Here is a 19,808-nt window from a genome sequence, read left to right as displayed (position 1 = left end):
ATTATCATATTCTTGCCGGCCTTTATTGTTTTAGTTTTATGGCGTTTTCGTTTTCCGGAAAGCTCCTGGACGAGCTCTGAGGGCGGCTTTTCGGGTTCTGGCTTGCGTTTTCCCGTTTATTTTTCCTAAATTTGTAAACCTTGCGCCTTTAAGGGGCGCTTCCCTAACTGCCGGGTGGAATTTCCGGCGGTTGAGTACGTTTTTTTAGAATCCCATGTCATCATCCCAAACGAAGAAACCCCGCAAAAACAGACGGAAAATAGTTCTGTTCACCCTGTTCGGCGTGGCTGTCGGGGTCAGCGTTACGATTGCGCTGAACCGGGTCTACATGAAGACTTCGACCGATGAATACTGCATGTCCTGTCATGTGCACGAAGCCGCCGACAAAAGTTGGAAACTCTCTGTGCATCACAATTCCAAAAGCGGTGTGACCACCGGTTGCGCCGAGTGCCACCTGCCGCCTAAAGGCAGTGCGAACTATTTCTTTACGAAATTGCGTTCGGGAGCGAAAGATGTCTGGTCGTACTTCTTTAAAGATACCGAGAAGATCGATTGGGAAAGCAAGGGACAGCTCGAGTATGCACAGAAGATCGTCTTCAACGAATCCTGCAAGGAGTGCCACCGGCAGTTGTTCCCGGCACGCCTGACCGACGAAGGGGTAACCGCTCACCTCTATTACGAGGAAAATGAGGAGAAACTCGGGTTGCAATGTATCAGCTGCCACCTTGATGTGGGCCATTACGATCCCAACTACAAACATGCTAAGATGCAGGGGGTGCCGCAGACCGCAGCAAAAGGCGACCCGTTCACCGCTCCGGCCGAAGTGACGGCTTTCGAGAATTTCACCGAGCGGATTCCCGGCACTACTGTATCGTTCGGGATGAAAGCGATTCCCGGTGGCTCGTTCCGTATGGGCAGCCCCCCCGACGAGCCGTTCCGCCGCGAGGATGAAGGGCCGGTCCGCAATGTGACCCTTTCGTCTTTTTTTATCGGCGAAGCTGAAGTGACCTGGGATATGTACTGGGCGTTCTATGCCGAGACGATGTCTGAGGGACGGACGCCGCCCGAACTGGTTTATGCGAACAATTCCGATCCGGATGTAGATGCGATCAGCGGCCCGACTCCCCCCTTCGGGATTCCCGACCAGGGCTGGGGTGGCGGCGACCGACCGGCCATTACGATGACGCATTATGCCGCAGAGACGTTCTGCCAGTGGTTGTCGAAAAAAACCGGCAAGAAATACCGGTTGCCGACTGAGGCCGAGTGGGAATATGCAACCCGTGGCGGCACGGAAACGCCCTATTTCTTCCCGGGTGATCCGAAAAAATTCTCGAATGAGGGCTTTTGGCGCAAGCTTTTCAAAGCCGATACGGCCGGAATCGCGCGTTATGTCGTCTATGTCAACGACAGTAAGAATCGTACAGAAGAACCCTCGGCTGTACAGCCTAATCCGTTCGGACTGAAAAATACGCTCGGCAATGTGATGGAATATTGCGCGGACTGGTACGCTCCGGACGCTTACAGTAAGATGCCCGATGGCGCGATCGACCCGAAAGGGCCTGCCGGGGGTGAGGAGCATGTAGTGCGCGGCGGCGCCTTTACCGACGATGCTTCGGTACTGCGCTCGGCGGCCCGGAGCCATACCCGGCACAAGGAGTGGCTCAAAACCGATCCGCAGCAGCCGCAGAGTATCTGGTGGTATTCGGATATCCGTGCGATCGGTTTCCGTGTCGTGTGTGAATACGACGATCCTGCCGGAACGACGGAGCTGAAGTAATCTGGGTTTTATGTTTCACGGCCCGGTGCGGAACCAAGCGTATGCGAATCGTTATCTGGAGCCGTCCCGGTCCCCAGGCGCTGACCGATAAGAATGATTGAACCTACTAACGATAAACTTTAAATTACGATTGAACCATGAGCGAAAAGAACAAAATCAGCCGTCGCGAGTTTCTCTCCTATTCGGCTATGGCCGGAGCTATCGGTGCGTTGGGCGTTACGCCGCTACTGAGTGCCTGTTCCGATGATAAGGGCGGTAAAAATGCCGCGCTGAGGGACGCCGGTTCGGTTTATATTCCCGAATTGCCCGACAAGGCTGTGGACGGTAAACCCCTGAAAGCGGGCCTTATTGGCTGCGGCGGTCGCGGAACCGGTGCCGCACAGGATTTTCTCAATGCCGCCGACAACGTTACGGTCGTGGCATTGGGCGATGTCTTCCCGGACCGGGTCGAAAATGCGCGTAAAGAGCTTAAAGAAAAACATAATATCGAGATTGCCGCTGAAAATTGTTTCGTCGGATTCGATGCTTACCAGAAGGTGATCGACTCGGGTGTGGATGTCGTGATTATCGCGACGCCGCCGCTGTTCCGGCCGACGCATTTCAAGTATGCAACTGAGAAAGGCGTGCATAGCTTTCTGGAGAAACCCATTGCGGTCGATCCGGAAGGTTACCGCATGATCATGGCGACGGCCAAACAAGCCAATGCCAAAGGATTGTGCGTTGTGACCGGTACGCAGCGGCACCATCAGCGTGCCTATGTCGAATCTTTCAAGAAAATCGTACTTGACGGCATGATCGGCGAGATTACCGGCGGTAACGTCTACTGGAACCAGTCGATGCTGTGGTATAAAACGCGCCAACCGGGTTGGTCGGATATGGAGTGGATGATTCGGGACTGGGTAAACTGGAAAGCGATGTCGGGCGACCATATCGTCGAACAGCATGTGCACAACATCGATGTTTTCCTGTGGTTTTCGGGCTATAAACCGGTTTCGGCTACCGGTTTCGGCAGCCGCCAGCGTAGGATTACCGGGGATCAGTATGACAACTTCAGCATCGATTTCGTCTGTGACAACGGCGTGCATTTCCACAGCATGTCGCGCCAGATCGACGGGTGTTCGAACAATGTGAGCGAATTCCTGCAGGGAACCAAAGGAACCTGGGAGAGCGGCGGCGGCGGTTCGGGCGCCTGCGTGATCAAGGATTTGGCCGGTAATGTGCTTTGGCAATACGATCTCGAAGCCGAGAAGGCCGCGCACCAGCAGAATAATCCGTATGTCCTGGAGCACGTGAACTGGATCAGCTGCATTCGCCAGGGGACGCCGATCATGCAGGCAGAGGAGACGGCTGTGTCGAACCTGGCTGCGATTATGGGCCGCGAGTCCGCTTATACGGGCAAGACGGTCACTTGGGATGAAATCAGCGCCGCTTCGTTGAATTACATGCCTGAAAAACTGGAACTCGGCCCGATGGATATGGGCAAATACACTGTTCCGGTGCCGGGCGAAGCCAAAAAGGCATAAACGGATATTCCCGCAGCTGAGGTCGGGAACGACGTCGGGGATATCCGGAAACAAAGGATAAAAGCCTTGTCGACGAGTTCAACCGGTTAATGAGTTCACCAAGGTGTCGTTTTGTCCCGGAACTCGTTGAAGTTGGGGATCCGCGAGACAGGCGTCGTCTGTTAAAATTGATAAAACGAGGCGGGCCAAACCCGTATGGAGATGAAAGTGATCGACGAAACGTTGCTGGATACAACGACGCGTAATGCCGAAGAGAGTCCACGGCTGCGGAAAAACTACAATTTTCATAAGAGTGAAAGTGACCCGGTCAACTGGATGCTGAACGGTCTGCAACGCGGGACGTTCGTGCAGCCGCACCGGCATCTCGCCCCCGAGCGGGATGAAATGGTGGTCGTCTTGCGGGGCCGTGTCGCGTCGTTCGTTTTCGATGAGGCAGGGAATGTCACCCAAAAGGCTGTGATTGATCCGCAGGCGGGAACTTATGGGTTTCATATCCCGGCCGGAGAATGGCATGGCCTGTTGGTCCTTCAGGACGGTACGGTGGTTTACGAGGTGAAGCAGGGGCCTTTTGCTCCGTTGACGCCCGGGAATGTGGCTCCGTGGTCGCCTTCTCCGGACGATGCAGGGGCGGTTACCCGGTTTCTCGAAAGGTTGGAAGCGGAGCTGGAATAAAGGTTGGAATATTTGATTCCCCGGCGGCATGGCTGTTTTGCGGGGAAAATCGGAAATTCTCGGAACGGCTTTATCACGGGACGGTCGGCAGGCGTGCAGGAAGGATCGTAGGGTAGTTTCGCGAAATTGGGGCTCCGAAAAGTGTTCGTCCGGCAGTATCCGGTATATGGCTGCGGGGAACAGAGAGTAAACGATAAAAACAAAAGATATGGACAGACGGGATTTTTTACAGAAAACGTTGGTGGGGGCTGCTGTGGCGGCAGCGGCGCCGTGGAATCTTCTCGCACGGCCGTACCCGCAGGGGGAAGGCTTGGGTAAACCCGGGGAGAGCAATCCGCTCAGGTTGTCGTTTCAGGAGAATACCGCGCCGGGCGAAACGCTCGCCGAGCGGCTGGACTATATGGAAGCACACGGTGTAACGGGGTTTGAACCCGGCGGCAAGAACCTGTCGGCACGCGTGGGTGAACTGAAACAGGCTCTTCGCGGTCGTAACATCAGTGTCAGCGCCATTTGTGCCGGGTTTTCCGGATTTATCCTCTCGGAGCAACCCGAGGTGCGGGCCGAATTCGACCGTACGATGCGTGAAATCATTGCGGCGGCAGGAGAGCTCGGTTCGACAGGCGTAATTATGGTGCCTGCATTTAACCACCAGGTTCCCGTGATGCCGCACACTCCCCAGACGCGTGATTATCTGGTTGAACAGCTGCGCAAGTTGGGTGACTATGCCCGCGAGCAGGGTACGACTGTGATTCTCGAACCGCTGAACCGCAAGGAGGCACACTACTTGCGCCAGGTGGCCGATGCGGCGTCTATCTGCCGTGATACCGGCAGTCGCGGAGTCTGCTGCATGGGCGATTTCTGGCACATGACCGCCGAGGAGACTTCCGATTACGGGGCGCTTTGGTCGGGGGGCCGCTACCTGAGACACATCCACATCGCCAGCCGCGGTACGCGCCAGATGCCGGGCGAGAACGGTGACAAGGACAATTATGTGGACGGTTTCCGTGCGCTTAAAGAGATGGCTTATCCTTATTACGTCAGTTTCGAGTGCGGCTGTGCAGGTGACCGTACGGTGAGTGTCCCGGCTGCATTGGAACTGATCCGTGAACAGTGGGCGAAGGCCTGACCTCCCGTAACAGTCGGGGGCTTACGTCTAAATAGCAGCGGTGACATCCGGAAATCGAAAGCCGCAAGACCGAATACCAATGATCCGATAGAAGCCTTTTCACAGCATGCTCAGACAACTGGCCGGACAGACCGCCATTTACGGTATCAGCAGCATCGTATCCCGGTTGCTGAACTACCTGTTGACCCCGTTCTTGACCCGGATCATGACCACGGGCGAGTACGGTGTGATTACCGATATGTACGCACTGATTCCGTTCGCGATGGTGGTGCTGACGATGGGGATGGAGACCGGTTATTTCCGCTTCGCCGGCAAAGCGGAAGGATTGCACGGGCGGCAGGAGGTCTTTTCGACGACCTGGGGGGCCGTGAGCGCCGTAGCGGTGCTGTTCGCCGCGCTCGGTATCCTTTTTACCCCGGAACTGTCGCGCGTGATGGATTATCCCGATCATCCTTCGTATATCTGGATCGTGGCGGTAGTAATCGCGCTGGATGTTATCACCGCAATTCCCTATGCGCGGTTGCGGCAGGAGAACAAAGCTAGATTGTTTGTAATCCTGCGGACTTTTTCCGTGGTACTGAACGTCGTCTTGGTCGTCTTTCTTTATGAGGGCTTGCCGAGACTGGCAGTCGGCGGCGGTTGGTGGGCATCGCTGTACGATCCTTCGTATGGAGCCGGGTATTACTTGGTCGCGAACCTGATTACGAGTTTCGTGACGCTGCTGTTGCTGTTCCCGGCCTACCGCGATTGTGTGCCCCGTATCCGCTGGAGACTGCTCCGGACGATCTTTATCTATTCGTTCCCGTTACTCGTGAGCGGTGTGGCCGGTGTGGCCAACCAGTTCATCGACAGGCAGATGATCAAATACCTGATGCCCCGGGGAGAGGCGATGGACGCGCTGGGGATCTACGGGGCCGTAGCGAAACTCGGTGTGATCCTGTTGCTGTTTATCCAAATGTACCGTTATGCGGCGGAACCGTTTTTCCTCGCCAATTTCAAAAAGGAGGATTTTTTGCGGGCGAATGCCGAGGCATTGAAATATTTTGCCATCGTGTCGGTCGCAATTTTCCTGCTCATCATGCTTTTCGCCGATGCGTTCGCCCTTTTTGTGGGGCCTGCATTCCGGCAGGGGATGTTTATCCTGCCGCTGATCCTGCTCGCGAACATCTTTTCGGGGATGACGCTGAACCTCAATTTCTGGTACAAACAGACGGGGGATACGCGTTTTGCGATCTGGATCACCGGAACGGGACTGGTCGTTACGGTGGTCCTGAACGTATGGCTGGTACCCGCGCTGGGCTATGTCGGCGCCGCATGGGGACGCCTCGGTTGTGAAACGGTGATGCTGGCTTTGAGTTTCTGGCTCAACAGCCGTTACTACCCCACCCCGTACAATGTGCGGCGCATCGGGGCCTATTTCCTGCTGGGCGGTGCGATCTACGGGATTTCCTATTTTACCGGGATGTTGCCTGCGGCCGCGAAATATTTGTTAAATTTGGGCCTGTTGACCGCATTTGCTGCGGTGGCCGTCCGGTGGGAGCATATTGATGTGAGATCGCTGGCTCGGTCGGTTCTAAAAAGGAGATAACGATGAAGGTGAAAGTGATCAACCGTTCGGCATACGGCTTGCCGCAGTATGAAACCGGACAGGCTGCGGGCCTCGATGTCCGTGCGAACATAACAGAGAGCATTACGCTCGGTCCGCTGGAGCGTGCATTGGTGCCGACCGGACTTTATGTGGAGTTGCCCGAAGGTTATGAGATGCAGGTACGGCCCCGCAGCGGTCTGGCGGCCAAGCACGGGCTTTCGCTGGTCAATTCGCCGGGTACGGTCGATCCCGATTACCGCGGTGAGATCAAGGTGATCCTCGTCAACCTGTCGAATACCCCGTATGAACTGAAACCCGGTGAACGGGTGGCGCAATTGGTGGTAGCCCGCTTTACGCGGGTCGAATGGGAGAGTGTCGAGGTGCTCGGCGAGACGGAGCGCGGCGCGGGCGGATTCGGTTCGACCGGGACAAAATAACCGGGACGCTTCCGGATCGAAGGTCGTCTCTCCTCTTTGTGGATTTATCGGGGGATGTCTTTGTTTTTTATGAAAATATAGAGTTTCTTCTGCAATAAGCCAAGTCAATAAAATGCAGTTCAAGGATGTGATCGGGCAACAGGAGGTAAAGCAGCGGCTCGTCGGCAGTGTCGGCCGGGGCCGGATCAGCCATGCCCAGTTGTTTACGGGGGACGAGGGGGTCGGCGCCCTGCCGTTGGCCATTGCTTATGCGCAATACCTGAACTGTCCGCACCGTCACGACGGGGATTCGTGCGGAGTTTGTCCCTCGTGCCATCAGATCGGACAATTGGCCCACCCCGACCTCCATTTCGTTTTTCCGGTCAATACGCCTAAAGGAAAAAGTTCGTCCGAGAAGCCGCTGAGCAATCAGTTCATGCCTTTGTGGCGTGACCAGGTCGCTTCTACCGGCGGCTATTTCAACGAACAGATGTGGTACGAGACCATTGCGATCGATAACAAGCAGGGTAATATCAGCACGTTCGAGGCCGATGAAATTATCCGTGCCTTGTCGTTTAAGGCGTTCGAATCCGAATATAAGGTCGTGCTGATCTGGCTCCCGGAACGGATGAATGTGCAGGCGGCCAACAAATTGCTCAAAATACTGGAAGAACCGTGGGAAAAAACGCTTTTCCTGATGGTTAGCGAAGCGCCGGACCGGTTGTTACCGACGATTATCTCACGGACGCAGGGCGTAACCGTGCCGGCTGTTACCCAGGCCGACATGACCGGCTGGCTGGTGGAGCGGAAAAAGCTCTCTCCGGCCGATGCGGAGAAAATCGCTCGCCTTTCGCGGGGAAATCTGCTGGAGGCCGAACGTTGTCTGGAGGCGTTGGCTTCCGGAGAGAGTAACGAATCGTTCGAACTGTTTGTACAACTGATGCGGCTCAGTTATGAAGACCGTCACCTGGAGTTGCTGGAATGGGCCGAAACGGTCGCCTCGCTGGGAAGGGAAGAACAGAAGCGGCTGATGAGTAATTCGATCCGGTTGCTGCGCGATAGCTACATGCTGACGGCCGGGATGTCCGAAATTTCGTTCCTGTTCGGCCGCGAGTACGAGTTCTGCAAGAAATTCGCACCGTTTGTCAACAATGCCAATATCGAAAGGTTGGTTTCGGAGATGGAATTGGTGATCCGGCAGGTGGGGCAGAACGGTAACCCGAAGATTATCTTTCCGCATTTCGCACTGACGGTAAGCAAACTGATCGGCCCGTTGAAGTGATGGCGCGCGTGATTTTGTTGACAGGGGGCAATCTGGGGGACGTGCGGGCGACGCTGGCCGGTGCCCGGCTCAAACTTGCGGAGCGCGTGGGAGCCGAAACGGCTGCCTCTTCGCTTTGGGAGTCCCCGCCTTGGGGATTCGAGGCGCCGGAACAGTTTCTCAATCAGGTTTTGATCTTCGAGACGGCTTTGGAACCTGAACATGTGCTCGATATTTGCCAGCAGATCGAGCGGGAGGCGGGGCGGATCCGTCCGCGAGCGGCAGACGGTATCGCAACCGGAACCGGATGCCAGGCCGGAGCCGGTTGTAATAAGACCGCAGGGGCGGATCATGAAGCGATGGGCAGGCAGTACGGTTCGCGTACCCTCGATATCGATATTCTTTTTTATGATGACCGGGTGATCGATACGCCCCGGCTGACGGTTCCTCATCCGCTGATGCAGCAGCGCGGTTTCGTATTGCGTCCCCTCTGTGAAGTGCTGCCCGGTTTTATGCATCCCGTGCTGCACAAAAGCGTACGGCAACTCCTCGACGAACTATCCGAATAAAGTAGAGCCGCACAGAGTGGGTAACGCTTCCGATCTATGAGTTAATCGGGATGTCGTTTCGGCTGCGTGCCTGTTATTCGGTTTTCTTTTTTACCTTTGCCGCCCTGTTCTGGAACCGACGCTTGTTTTCTGGCGTTGCGTCACGGACTGTTTGACCGATCTATTTTATATCAATACAATCGATTATGACGGATATTGTCGCACTGGCCGAAGCGAATCAGCGTAAGGCCCGGGAAGTTATTGCAAAACTGCGTGTGGTAGAGGCTTGGGAAGCCGTTGGGGCCGAAGCGCATCTGGTAGGTTCGCTGAGAACCGGTTTGTTGATGAAGCACCGCGACATCGATTTTCATATCTATTCCTCTCCTTTCAGGCTCTCCGACAGTTTTGCCGCGATGGCTGCGCTGGTTGCCGATCCGGCCGTGAAAAGGTTTGAAGGGGCGAATCTGTTGCATACGCCGGAGGCTTGTGTCGAGTGGCACCTTTGGTATGACGACGGGGGTGAGGAGTGGCAGGTCGATATGATCCACCTGGTCAAGGGGTCGCGTTACGACGGTTATTTCGAGCGAGTGGCCGAACGAATCGAAGCGGTCATTACGCCTCGGCAGCGGGAAACGGTCCTGCGGCTCAAATACGAAACCCCCGACGATGAGAAGATCATGGGCATCGAGTATTATCTGGCCGTCATCCGGGACGGGATCGCCGATTATCCCGCCTTCGTGCAGTGGCGTAAGCAGCAACCGGCGGACCGGATTATCGAATGGATACCCTGACCGGGGCTATTCGTTCGATGGGAACAACGAGGAAATAACCGGGGGAGAATGTCCTCCCGGAGAAAAGGTTATCCATTTGCTCCGAATTATTAGGAGCCGGCGCGTTCCCGGTTTTCATTTGGTGTCGTCACTGAATCCAAGTGCGTTTTCAGACAATTCTGCGGCTGGCTGCATCGGTACGCAGGGTCATCGACCCGAGATCGATTCCGGTCAGTAATATGGCTCCGGGACGTTTACCGGGGGTAAAACTACCCGCCCAGGAGTCGATTCCGAGCGCTTCGGCTCCTGTGAGGGTTGCCCAGCGGATTCGGTCGTGTAACGAAATTTCGGGCAGCAGTTTCATTTCGCCGGGCATGGAGAGTGTTTCGTTGGAAGCGAGACTGTCCGTACCGATGGCTATACGAACCCCTTTTCTGTGGAGCAGGGTCGCCGGCGGATGCGCGCCTTCGATAAAATCATTCGAGCGCGGGCAGAGTACCCAGGTGACCCGGCCCGGTTCGAAGTGGCTCTCGATCCGGTCAATCACCTCTTCATCGACAAACGTATTGTGAATGAGCAGGATGTTTTTATCCGGGGGAACCGATGCGACAATCCTGCTGGCCGGAGATCCGTAACCGGTGAAATCGATCCCGATGCCTGATTCGAGGTTTCGGGCATGCAACCGCCCCCGGCCTTCGAACAGCTCCTGTTCGCCCGGGCTCTCCATAAAATGGATCGAGAGCGGATTGTCGCGGTGTGCGATTTCGCGGAAGGGTTTATCCTGCAACGAATAGGTCGAATGCGGTGTGGCCGAATGCGGTAGTCCCAGCTGTGCGGCTTCTGCGGCGACGGCATCCGTCCGGGAGAAATCTGTGGTCTGCAATCCGAAATATTCGATAAAGTTGTGGTAATAGACCGGACTCTTCTGCTTCAGCGGGAAGGTCGAAGCCCCGTTGCAGATGTCCCCCACCGCCGTAATACCCTCCTGATACATTTTTGCGTTCCAGTAGGCGGCTGAGGCCAGCCGTTCTTCGGGTGTCGCTTCGTGGCGCACCCGCGCGATACTGTCGGCGAAACCCGCAAATCCGCGACGGCGTTCGATTTTCCCGCGCAGGTAGGAGAGTTCGCTATGGCAATGTGCATTGACAAAGCCCGGAATCAGCACTCCGCTGAAGAACTCCACGCCCTCGCACGAATCGACCTGTTCGGAAGTTTCGATCTCAACGAGCGTTCCGTCCGGAGCGAACGACAGAATCGCCGAGGAGAGAAAGCCCTGCGGTGTCCAGACGTAATGGGACGATATTTTGCGTAAACGGCTCATGTGCGGATGGTGTGGATGGGATTTCTACGGCGGGTTTGAAAATGATCCGGCGCGTGACGGAGTCGATCGCCTGCTGTTGCGGGATGTAATGGGTCACCTGCAGCGAATCGATGGTGACGTTCGTGACCTGATTGGCCGCGATGGTCGTGTAGGCCGGGTAGATGTTAAGCCAGGAAGGGATACTGCCCGTTACGTTGACGGTGACGGTCTCTCTCCGGCGCTGTCCCTTTGTGTAGCTGCGGTAGGAATAATTACTTTTGCGTCCGGCGCTGTCGGAGAGGTGGTGCATGTATTGGACGTACGGGTTGCGGTCTGAGGTGTCCACCGCGTAGCTCCATTCGATCCTGTATTCTCCCGGTTCGACGGCCAGTTTGACGGTCGGTTTGTCCTCGGTCCGGCTCAGGCGTGTGTAGTGTTGCGGCAGCGAATCGAAATAGACCTGCTTTTTGAAAAGCTCCGCAGCGATCTTGTTCACGCTGTCGCGGCGTGCGATCGCGTCGAACCAGGGCCTTCCGCCTGCTTGCAGTGTGTCGAGGGCAGCTTGCAGTATGTCGGTGAATTTGACGCTTTTGCGTTTGGAAAGGTTTTCGATGGTAAACATGAAATCCTTGGGGGTGAAACCGTATTGTTCAAAAATGGGCGAATAGATGTCGATGCTGTCGCGGATGAACCGGTAATCGCCGTGGATGTCCCAATAGGCGTTTGCCAAAAACAGGTCGCCGACGATGGCCGTCAGTTTATCGTCCGGAATATTTTTGGGTTTGTCGCATGCCGCGAATACCAGCAGTGCCGCGAGCAGGCAGAACAGCCGTCTCATCTTCTTATGGAATGGTTTGGCGTATAAGGTTGTCATGGTCAGTTTCTTATTTCACTGCGCGGGATCATCGACAGCACCGTCAGTTTCGAGATCAGGTAGCTGACCGCCGTGAAGGAGATCGCGACGAGCAGCAGGTCGCTCAGGTGCACTTCCACCGGGTAAGCGTCAATGAGGAATGTCTGTCCCGAGAGTTTGAGCCATCCCCAGTGCTGCTGGGCCAATGCGAGTGCGACGCCCAGGATCATGCCCCCGACCGCACCGATACCGTAGACCAGCATGCCTTCTGTAACGAAGATTTTGCGGAGCAACGGGATGTCGGCTCCCATTGTCAGCAGCGTGTGCATATCTTTGCGTTTATCGATGATCAGCATGACCAGCGAGCCGATCAGTGAGAACGAGGCGACGATCAGTACGAGTAGGATGATGAAATAAATACCCCATTTCTCGTACATCATGATGCGGTAAAATTCCGCTTTCTGCTGGTAGCGTGTCTGCACGTTGAATCCGTCGCCCAACAGTGCGGCAATAGCCGTCCGGGCGGTTTCCGGTGCGGCATTTTCGCTCAGGCGTACCGCCAGCGACGACGCTTTACCCTCGTTGTCGAGCAGCCTTTGGGCACAATCCAGCGGTACGATCATGTATTTATCGTCTACTTCCGCTTCGAGTGCGAAGATGCCCGACGGGAAGAGCTCGCCTTTGCGGTAGATGCTTTGCGGCAGTAAAGACGAGAACTGTCCCCGGCGCGGGGCGTAGACCGAAATCGGGTCGTTGAAGTTTGTCCGGATGCCGAGCGTGTAAGCGACGCCTTGCCCTACGCACGCTTCGGGCAATTCTCCGAAACGCAGGCGGTAGCGTCCTTCGGTAAGCAGACTGTCAATGGGAACCACGGTTGCGAAGAGGGAGTCCACCCCGCGCATCACTCCGATGTATTGCCGGTCGCGGTATTCGAACAGGGCGTTTTCCTCGAGGCTGAACGACCATGCCTCGACGCCGGGAACCTCTGCGAGCCGTTGTTGAGGTACCGAATCGGTGTCGAATACCTTGCCGCTCGACGGCGTTATGAGGATATCCGGGTCGAACGATTTATACATGTCGCGGATCAGTCCCTCGAAGCCGTTGAACACCGACAGCAGGATCACCATTGCCATGACCGGAACGGCAACTGCCACCGCACTCACCCCCGAAATGACATTGATCACCGAGTGTGATTTTTTCGAGAACAGGTATCTCCGTGCGAACAGCAGCGAGAGGTGCGGCATGGGCTATTGTTTGAGGAGTTTGTCTATTTCGCTGATGTATTCGAGCGAGTCGTCGAGGTAGAATGCCAGTTCAGGGACGATCCGCAGTTGGTTTTTAACCCGTATGCCGAGTGCTTTGCGAATCATCCAATTATTCTCTTCGAGCACCTTCATCACTTCGGGGTGCCGTTCGAACGGGAAAATGCTCAGGTATACCTTTGCCAGTGAGAAATCGGGACTCATCCGCACACGCGTTACGGAAACCATCGTGCCTTTTATCAGCGGTGCGGCTTCTTTGCTGAAAATATCGCTCATGTCGCGCAGGATTTGCCTGCCGATTTTCTGTTGCCGGGTCGATTCGATTTCGTTGTTCATGGTCGTTTGTTTTTAAGATGCCGATAAAACGGCAGTTTCCATGCCATTGTCAGAACCCGATCGGGGAGGTTCCGCGGGTTGGGGTGCCTTTTCCCCGGGGGAAAGGCTGTGCGGAGAGGACGATGGCTGTATCTCTTCGGCTGAATTTGCCCCGGTGGTAGCCGGGGACGAAGATTTTGCCGAAGTTTCGGTTCCCGCGGCTTCCCCGTTTTGCTGCATGGTCCCGTTCCCCGCCGTTGCGGTGTTTGTCGGAATCGCATTATTGGCTTGCCCGTTTCCGGTCGCCGGAGCGGTTCCGTTGGTCGGAGCCGTGCTTCCTGGTTGTGATTTTCTTTTGTTTGAGCCGGTCGGTTGGGGCGTTTGGAGTGTGTCGGACTGTGGTTTGCCCTGTAATGTGTCCGGTACGAACGGTGCAGTCTGGTAAAGGCGTACCGCTTCTATCGTCGTGGAATCGATCGGGATATTCCCGGCGCTGTCGCGGGGCAGTGTCAGCAACAACAAGGTGTCGGCGGGTATTTTGCCTTTGTCGAGCATTTTGTTCAGGCGTCGCAGCGTATGGCGTGCGGCTTCCTGTTCCATGCGTTGCTGGGCCGCTGCGCTCGGGGCCGAACGGATGCCCTCTTTACCCAATCGGTAGTAGAATGCGGCGAATACGTTGATGTTGTCGAGCGGTGAACGGTCGGGATTGCCCTTGTACTTGGTCCCGTTGCGCAAGATGTCGCCGTAGCCGAACCCGTAGCGCGCTTCGACCGAGAATTCGTACCGGCGTTGCTGCCCGAACAGGAAAGCGAGTCCGGCCCCCCCGCAGAGACCGTAACCGAAACGGTTGTCACGGTTGAGTTGCATGGCATACTTGCCGCTTTCGAGTATGCCCGTGGTTTTCGATACCCGGCTGTAAGTCGAACTGAGGTTGTACGAAACCTGAATGCCGAGGTTGATAAAAAACCTTGCGTGGCGCTGGAACAGGTAAAAATGCGGCTGCCAGATCAGCGGCAGTTCGATGGCGTTGATCTGGCGGTGATAACTCTCGTCGGATTCGAATGCGAGGTCGTAATTGAATCCTTTTTGCGTGAACATCAGGTCTATTTCGATTGCGCCGACGTATTTCGTGTCACTGTAAAACTTGTAAGACAAACCTCCGGAATAAAGTCCCCATTCGTAACCGGTCTCCTTAGCAGGCTTGAAACGGGCCGAGCCACCGCCCCAGCCGCCCATTACGCCGATGTAATGTTGTGCCGATGCGCTGCCTGCACCCGACATGAACAGCAGGGCACAGCAGAGAATAAGCCGGTATCGTTTCAAGATTGTTCCCATCGTCATCAATAAGTGCTGTTGTAGCCGGTATTCCCATACCCCTGGGTACCGTAGCCTTGATTGCCGTAACCCTGGTTCCCGTAGCCCTGATTTCCGGTGTTGGTGTTGCCGTGGGAGTGGTTGTGCTGTTTGTCCTGGTTGCGTTTGGCCCACTCTTCCATCATCTTTTGGCGGCGAATCGCTTCGAGCCGTCCGATGCGCTGATCCATGCGTTCCATCGTCATCGGTGCAAATAACTCGTCCATGTTGACGTCGAACTCCAGTTCCCAGTTTTCCTTGGCATTGATCTCCTCTTTGCCGTCGGGGCCGACGAAGAGTTCGACCCGTTCGGGCTGGCGCCGTTCGGTGAGGGAGCCGGTATCCCATTTGCCGTTTCCGTTCAGGTCTTCGATCACTTTGATGCGTACCGTTCCCGGATCGATGTACCGGAAAGTATATTTGCCGGTGGTGAGGTGTGCCCGCTCCTGCGTCACTTTGCCCGTATTGTCGAGCAGTTGCACGATGTATTCGCTTTCGGGAGTTTTGCCCTGGATATTGAGCAGAACAGTCCCGAATTTTTCAGGGTCGGCTACACTGAATTCGGTTCGCATCGTGTCGTTCTTTTCCCCGTTGACGTTCACGAAGGTTTCTGCGGGGATCAACAGCGAATATCTGGCGCCCGGTTTCCATGCCGCGCTCATTGTCCATTCGCGGATTTTCAGCGTGTCCTGTGTGAAATGGAGCGGAATCCGTTTGGTTTTACGGGGCTTAGCGGGTGTATTCTTCCCATCCTGTCCGTCCGGTTGGGAAGGCCTTTTTAAAGAAGGAGGCAGTGGTTTCGCTCCTTTGACCGGTTCGTCGTCCAGGATCTGTTCCAGTACGATCGCACTGCTGTCCACCATTGCCAACGGCATCGAAAAAGCGAATTTGATGTGCTTTTCCGGATTGACCGTACCTGACGGCGTAACACTTACCGAGAATGGATTCGGTAACTTTTCCTCGGGTTCCCCCTCTTTGGGCTTTTTCCTCTCTTTGACCGGCGGAGCTTTCCAGCCCAACTTTAGCTGTACCGTGTCGAGCCTCAGCCTGTTCAGCGTATCGTGTCCGTGGTAGATGATCCTGCCTTTGAGCGTATCGGGCATTTTCTCGATTTTCGACAGGTCGAACCACAGCTCCATGCTGTCGTGTTTCGGCGTGAGGTATTCGGTTACGATGGCTCCCGGGTCGATGCTGTCGAACGAAAGCTCTTCGATTTTTGGGTGTGGTGCAGTGAAGTATAACTGTATCTTGTTTTTCATCGGCCTGGCCGAACTCGAATAGGTTTGGCGTTTCGAAGGTTCGTCCATGAACATGCGCATCAGGATTTGCGGCTGGGCCTGCAAATACATGCGCGACGAATCGTACCAGATGTCGAAAGCCGGCATCGTGGCCGGATTGTAGGTGCTGTCGAGAAATGCGATCCGGTCGACGCCCGCTTCGTATTGCCGGTTGCCGTTGTTGTCTTCGAGCGCATAGACGCGGTAATCCATCGGTTTGAGGTTCTCGACCAGGAAGATGCCGTTGGGGAATGCCCGGCCGACGGCCAGCGGCTTGGATTGGAATACGGTCGAGTCCCGTTCGGGTACCGAATCCGCTTTCGGGTCGTAAAACAAAAGGAATACGTTGCCCACCGTATCGCTCGTGTAGGCATCCACCGAATAGCCCGACATCATCAACGAATCTATTTCGGAACCGGTCGAAAAGACATAACGCAGTCCCGTGTAGGGGTTGCCTTCGTTGTTGTCGGCCACACTGCGGCCGAAATTGAGCGAGTAGGTTTGGTTCGGCAGCAAGGTATCCTTGATGTCGACCTGGATGCCGCGTCCCCTGAGCGAGACGAGCGGTGTCTTTTTCATGAAAGGAGAGGTGTAAAACTCCTTTTGCTGATCCTTGAGCTGTACGTATTCGTTGAATTCGATATAGACCCTCTTCTCTTTGAAATCGACAGTGCCGTATGCCGGTGTCATCGTGATGACAACCGGCGGCAGTGAGTCTTTCGGGCCGCCCTGCGGCTGTGTAATCCGCGCGCAACGCCATAATCCGGCGGTGGCCAGCATGCCTGCCAGCAGGGTATAGATAAAACCTTTGCAAAGGTTGATTTCGGTTCGGTTCATCGCGCGGGATTATTTGCGGAACACTTGGGCGATCTCTTTGCGGGAATCGCGCTCTTTGATGTACTCCCGTTTGTCAAAGCTTTTGCGGCCCTTTCCCAGACCGATTTGCAGCTTGGCAAACCCCCGTTCGTTGATGAAGAGCTTGAGTCCGACGACACTCAGTCCTTTATCTTGCAGGGAACGCTGCAGTTTGACGAGCTCCTTGCGGTTGAGCAGTAACTTACGGTCGCGTTTGGGTATGTGGTTGTTGTAGGTGCCCCAGTGGTATTCGGCGATGTTCATGCCACGTACGAAGAGCTCGCCGTTATGAAAATAGCAATAGCAGTCGGTGAGCGATGCTTTGCCCAGGCGCAGCGACTTGATCTCCGTTCCGGTAAGCACGATTCCGGCGATGTAAGTGTCGAGGATCTCGAAATCGTAGGTCGCGCGTTTGTTGCGAATCGATATGTTGCGGTAATCAGACATGAATCAGCCGGGGTAAGACGGTGTACGGACGCCGTTCCGCAAAATTAATAAAATAGATTGAAATGCCTACCCCCGCTATTTATATTGGGTCCGGTTTTGCCAGCGCTTGCTCCCCTGTTTGTTGGTCTTGCCGTTGTTTTTGATATTGGGGCGGTTACCCTGCGAAAAACTCTTACGGGTTCGATTGTTTGTTTGGGCTTGTTTGTATTCCGTTCGGCCTCTGTTGATATTATCTTCGGTCAACTCGACCGCTCCTTCGGACATTTTTCGTATGTCTTTCAGGATAATGTCATTGTTGGGGTACTCTTGGTTGTATTCGAATGATTTGGTCCGCATGTATTTGGCGATATTCGAAGCGATCGCTTTACGGGCCTGCTCGTCGGGAATGTCTTTCAGTGCGGAGAGCATGCGCTCGATATTTTTACCGTAGTGTTTATGGACGATCCGCTTGCTGGGGTATTCGATTTTGTCGGGTTTGGGATGCAGCGTTTGCCGGTCGGGCATCGGATAAGGCGAGTCGACGTCGAGCATGAAATCGGACATGATGAAGAGATGGTCCCACAGTTTATGCTTGAAATCGGCCGCATCCCGCAATACGGGATTGATATTGCCCATTACCTCGACGACGACGTGCGCTTGTTCGTTACGCACGGTCCGGTCTTCGATTGTACAAAGATAGTCCACCATCTGATGGATATGGCGCCCATATTCCGGAAGCATTAGCTTCTTGCGCTCAAAATTGTAATTTTTTTCCATAAAGGATTGTAAAGGTCCGCTTTTTGCGGCATTGAAAAAACGTGCTGCAAAAGCCCCTGGCAGGCAAACGATGCTTTAAAAAGGCCTGTTTCTGTTGCGAAAGGACGGTTTGGTGTGTCTGTTAGGGTTGATGCCGGCGCCGGAGTGTCAGAAATGAAAACCGACGGTAATTAGCAAATTGTAGAAATGTTTTGTATATTAGACCCGGATTGCATTATGATTCCGGGTATTCAAAGGCAAATATAGAGCAATTTTTTGAATTGCCAAACAAACGGATTTTCGGAACGACATTTTATATTCAAGTATATCTAATATCTTATAAAAAAATGACAAACGTATTGATAGTAGATGCGGAACGCGTTATACGCAGTACGCTCAAGGAAAGATTGGAATACGAAGGTTACGTTGTAGATACTGCTCAGTCACGCTCTGAAGCGACCGGCAAACTCGAACGCAGCGCTTTTGACGTCATGCTTTGCGACATTTCTCTGCCGGAGAAAGATGCGTTGGACCTCCTTTCGGTCGCACATGATTCTTGTCCCGACTTGCCCGTTATCATGCTCTCCAAACTCAAAGGTTTGGATGTAGCCATCGATTGCATCCGTCGCGGTGCATACGATTATATCGAAAAACCGATCGATCTGAATAAACTGCTCAATTCGATCCGCGATTCTTTACAGGTTAAAAGCCAAAATCGTGCCACAAAACAATCTTCTGGACCAGAGGTAAATACAGGGAATAAACCCGCTGTCGCTGCTGGTGACGATGCGCAATTTCAGCGGGCGGTTCGCCAGAGGGTACAGCCTTCGCAGAGCGATGCCATGGTCGGGACCTCGAAAGGTATGAGTGGCGCTTTCGGACGCACGGGTGTTGGTGCTCGGCGCGAACGGTACCGGTAAGGAGCTGGTGGCGCATGCGCTGCACGATCAGAGTCGCCGTGCAGGAGGCCCGTTCATCGAGGTCAATTGTGCGGCTATTCCTTCCGAACTGATCGAAAGCGAATTGTTCGGGCATGAAAAGGGGGCGTTTACTTCGGCGATCAAGCAACGCAAGGGGAAATTCGAGCAGGCTGACGGCGGAACGCTCTTCCTGGACGAGATCGGCGATATGAGCCTTTCGGCCCAGGCCAAAGTGTTGCGTGCTTTGCAGGAGAATCGGATTTGCCGGGTCGGCAGCGACAAGGATATCGAAGTCAATGTCCGGGTAGTCGCCGCAACGAACAAAAATCTGCGGCACGAGATCGAGTTGGGTAATTTTCGTGAAGACCTCTATCACCGGTTGAGTGTGATCGTCGTACGGGTTCCGACCCTGAAAGAACGGGCCGAGGATATTCCCGCACTGACCGATTACTTCATTCAAAAGATATGTGCCGAATACGGCATGGAACAGAAAAAGATCGAACCTAAGGCGTTGGATGAGCTTTGCGGTATGGAGTGGCCGGGCAATATCCGCGAACTGCGCAACGTGGTCGAACGGCTGATTATCCTCAGTGATAAAACCATTACGTTGGAAGACGTGAATACTTATGCCGTAGGGACCTTTTAATCCGTAAAATCAGCAGGACGACAGTTTGCAGAGACATTTACAATATTGCACGTTACCAAAATCTATTTTTGTAGTTTATTAAAATATGAAATAACGAGAGCGGAGGCCGGACAGGCCTCCGCTCTCGTTATTACTTTCGCGGTGGCTAAACGGAGTCCGGAGCA

The 19,808-nt window shown here is 54.6% G+C and carries 19 protein-coding genes; 11 read left to right on the top strand and 8 right to left on the bottom strand.

The window, feature by feature from the left end; all coding sequences use genetic code 11:
• Positions 1-214 precede the first annotated feature (214 nt).
• The 9 genes from NQ495_RS07205 to NQ495_RS07165 all read left to right on the top strand — a co-directional run bounded on the left by NQ495_RS07205 (position 215) and on the right by NQ495_RS07165 (position 9,702).
• The gene (locus NQ495_RS07205) at positions 215-1,777 is read left to right on the top strand and encodes an SUMF1/EgtB/PvdO family nonheme iron enzyme (protein ID WP_009133621.1); all 1,563 of its coding nucleotides are present in this window, start codon (positions 215-217) and stop codon (positions 1,775-1,777) included.
• A 137-nt stretch (positions 1,778-1,914) separates the two neighbouring features.
• A complete protein-coding gene (locus NQ495_RS07200; RefSeq protein ID WP_009133622.1) occupies positions 1,915-3,300 on the top strand; it encodes a Gfo/Idh/MocA family protein in 1,386 nt (461 codons plus the stop codon).
• A gap of 201 nt (positions 3,301-3,501) precedes the next feature.
• On the top strand, positions 3,502-3,972 hold the full coding sequence (locus NQ495_RS07195) for a WbuC family cupin fold metalloprotein (protein WP_009133623.1): 471 nt from the start codon (positions 3,502-3,504) through the stop codon (positions 3,970-3,972).
• A 208-nt stretch (positions 3,973-4,180) separates the two neighbouring features.
• Positions 4,181-5,098 (top strand): sugar phosphate isomerase/epimerase family protein, encoded by a 918-nt coding sequence (locus tag NQ495_RS07190; protein WP_009133624.1) that lies wholly within the window; start codon positions 4,181-4,183, stop codon positions 5,096-5,098.
• A gap of 106 nt (positions 5,099-5,204) precedes the next feature.
• Positions 5,205-6,686, top strand: a complete 1,482-nt coding sequence (locus tag NQ495_RS07185) for a lipopolysaccharide biosynthesis protein (protein ID WP_009133625.1) — start codon at positions 5,205-5,207, stop codon at positions 6,684-6,686.
• Positions 6,687-6,688: 2 nt separating this feature from the next.
• Positions 6,689-7,123: a dUTP diphosphatase gene (gene dut, locus NQ495_RS07180; protein ID WP_009133626.1), complete on the top strand. Its 435-nt coding sequence runs from the start codon at positions 6,689-6,691 to the stop codon at positions 7,121-7,123.
• Positions 7,124-7,235: 112 nt separating this feature from the next.
• Positions 7,236-8,384, top strand: coding sequence for a DNA polymerase III subunit delta' (gene holB, locus NQ495_RS07175; RefSeq protein WP_009133627.1), 1,149 nt, complete (start codon positions 7,236-7,238; stop codon positions 8,382-8,384).
• Positions 8,384-8,932 (top strand): 2-amino-4-hydroxy-6-hydroxymethyldihydropteridine diphosphokinase, encoded by a 549-nt coding sequence (folK, locus tag NQ495_RS07170; RefSeq protein WP_009133628.1) that lies wholly within the window; start codon positions 8,384-8,386, stop codon positions 8,930-8,932. Before holB ends, folK begins: the two co-directional genes overlap by 1 nt.
• A 185-nt stretch (positions 8,933-9,117) precedes the next feature.
• Positions 9,118-9,702, top strand: coding sequence for a nucleotidyltransferase domain-containing protein (locus NQ495_RS07165; RefSeq protein ID WP_009133629.1), 585 nt, complete (start codon positions 9,118-9,120; stop codon positions 9,700-9,702).
• A 148-nt stretch (positions 9,703-9,850) separates the two neighbouring features.
• Here the strand turns inward: NQ495_RS07165 and NQ495_RS07160 are convergent, their stop codons facing one another.
• The 8 genes from NQ495_RS07160 to NQ495_RS07125 all read right to left on the bottom strand — a co-directional run bounded on the left by NQ495_RS07160 (position 9,851) and on the right by NQ495_RS07125 (position 18,099).
• Complete coding sequence (locus tag NQ495_RS07160) at positions 9,851-11,002, bottom strand: amidohydrolase family protein (protein ID WP_040294170.1); 1,152 nt, start codon at positions 11,000-11,002, stop codon at positions 9,851-9,853.
• Positions 10,902-11,855, bottom strand: coding sequence for a hypothetical protein (locus tag NQ495_RS07155; RefSeq protein ID WP_009133631.1), 954 nt, complete (start codon positions 11,853-11,855; stop codon positions 10,902-10,904). The genes NQ495_RS07160 and NQ495_RS07155 overlap by 101 nt, the downstream gene beginning before the upstream one ends.
• Before the next feature lie 2 nt (positions 11,856-11,857).
• Complete coding sequence (locus tag NQ495_RS07150) at positions 11,858-13,078, bottom strand: ABC transporter permease (RefSeq protein ID WP_009133632.1); 1,221 nt, start codon at positions 13,076-13,078, stop codon at positions 11,858-11,860.
• Between the two features lie 3 nt (positions 13,079-13,081).
• Positions 13,082-13,432: a 30S ribosome-binding factor RbfA gene (rbfA, locus tag NQ495_RS07145; protein ID WP_009133633.1), complete on the bottom strand. Its 351-nt coding sequence runs from the start codon at positions 13,430-13,432 to the stop codon at positions 13,082-13,084.
• A gap of 12 nt (positions 13,433-13,444) precedes the next feature.
• Complete coding sequence (locus NQ495_RS07140) at positions 13,445-14,746, bottom strand: porin family protein (RefSeq protein ID WP_187118319.1); 1,302 nt, start codon at positions 14,744-14,746, stop codon at positions 13,445-13,447.
• Positions 14,747-14,751: 5 nt separating this feature from the next.
• Positions 14,752-16,878, bottom strand: a complete 2,127-nt coding sequence (locus NQ495_RS07135) for an Ig-like domain-containing protein (RefSeq protein WP_009133635.1) — start codon at positions 16,876-16,878, stop codon at positions 14,752-14,754.
• 9 nt (positions 16,879-16,887) lie between these two features.
• Positions 16,888-17,343 (bottom strand): SsrA-binding protein, encoded by a 456-nt coding sequence (gene smpB / locus NQ495_RS07130; RefSeq protein ID WP_009133636.1) that lies wholly within the window; start codon positions 17,341-17,343, stop codon positions 16,888-16,890.
• Positions 17,344-17,418: 75 nt separating this feature from the next.
• Complete coding sequence (locus NQ495_RS07125) at positions 17,419-18,099, bottom strand: DUF4290 domain-containing protein (protein WP_009133637.1); 681 nt, start codon at positions 18,097-18,099, stop codon at positions 17,419-17,421.
• Positions 18,100-18,425: 326 nt separating this feature from the next.
• On the opposite strand from NQ495_RS07125, the gene NQ495_RS11825 reads away from it, so the two are divergent.
• Positions 18,426-18,998 carry a response regulator gene (locus tag NQ495_RS11825; protein ID WP_009133638.1) on the top strand — a complete coding sequence of 191 codons (573 nt, stop codon included), beginning with the start codon at positions 18,426-18,428 and terminating at the stop codon, positions 18,996-18,998.
• Positions 18,946-19,644, top strand: coding sequence for a sigma-54 interaction domain-containing protein (locus NQ495_RS11820; protein ID WP_009133639.1), 699 nt, complete (start codon positions 18,946-18,948; stop codon positions 19,642-19,644). The genes NQ495_RS11825 and NQ495_RS11820 overlap by 53 nt, the downstream gene beginning before the upstream one ends.
• Positions 19,645-19,808 lie beyond the last annotated feature (164 nt).

This window comes from Alistipes indistinctus YIT 12060, from assembly GCF_025144995.1.
Classification (GTDB): Bacteria; Bacteroidota; Bacteroidia; order Bacteroidales; family Rikenellaceae; genus Alistipes_A; species Alistipes_A indistinctus.
Note: the sequence above shows the minus strand (reverse complement) of the source record. Positions and strands in the feature narration are given on the sequence as shown.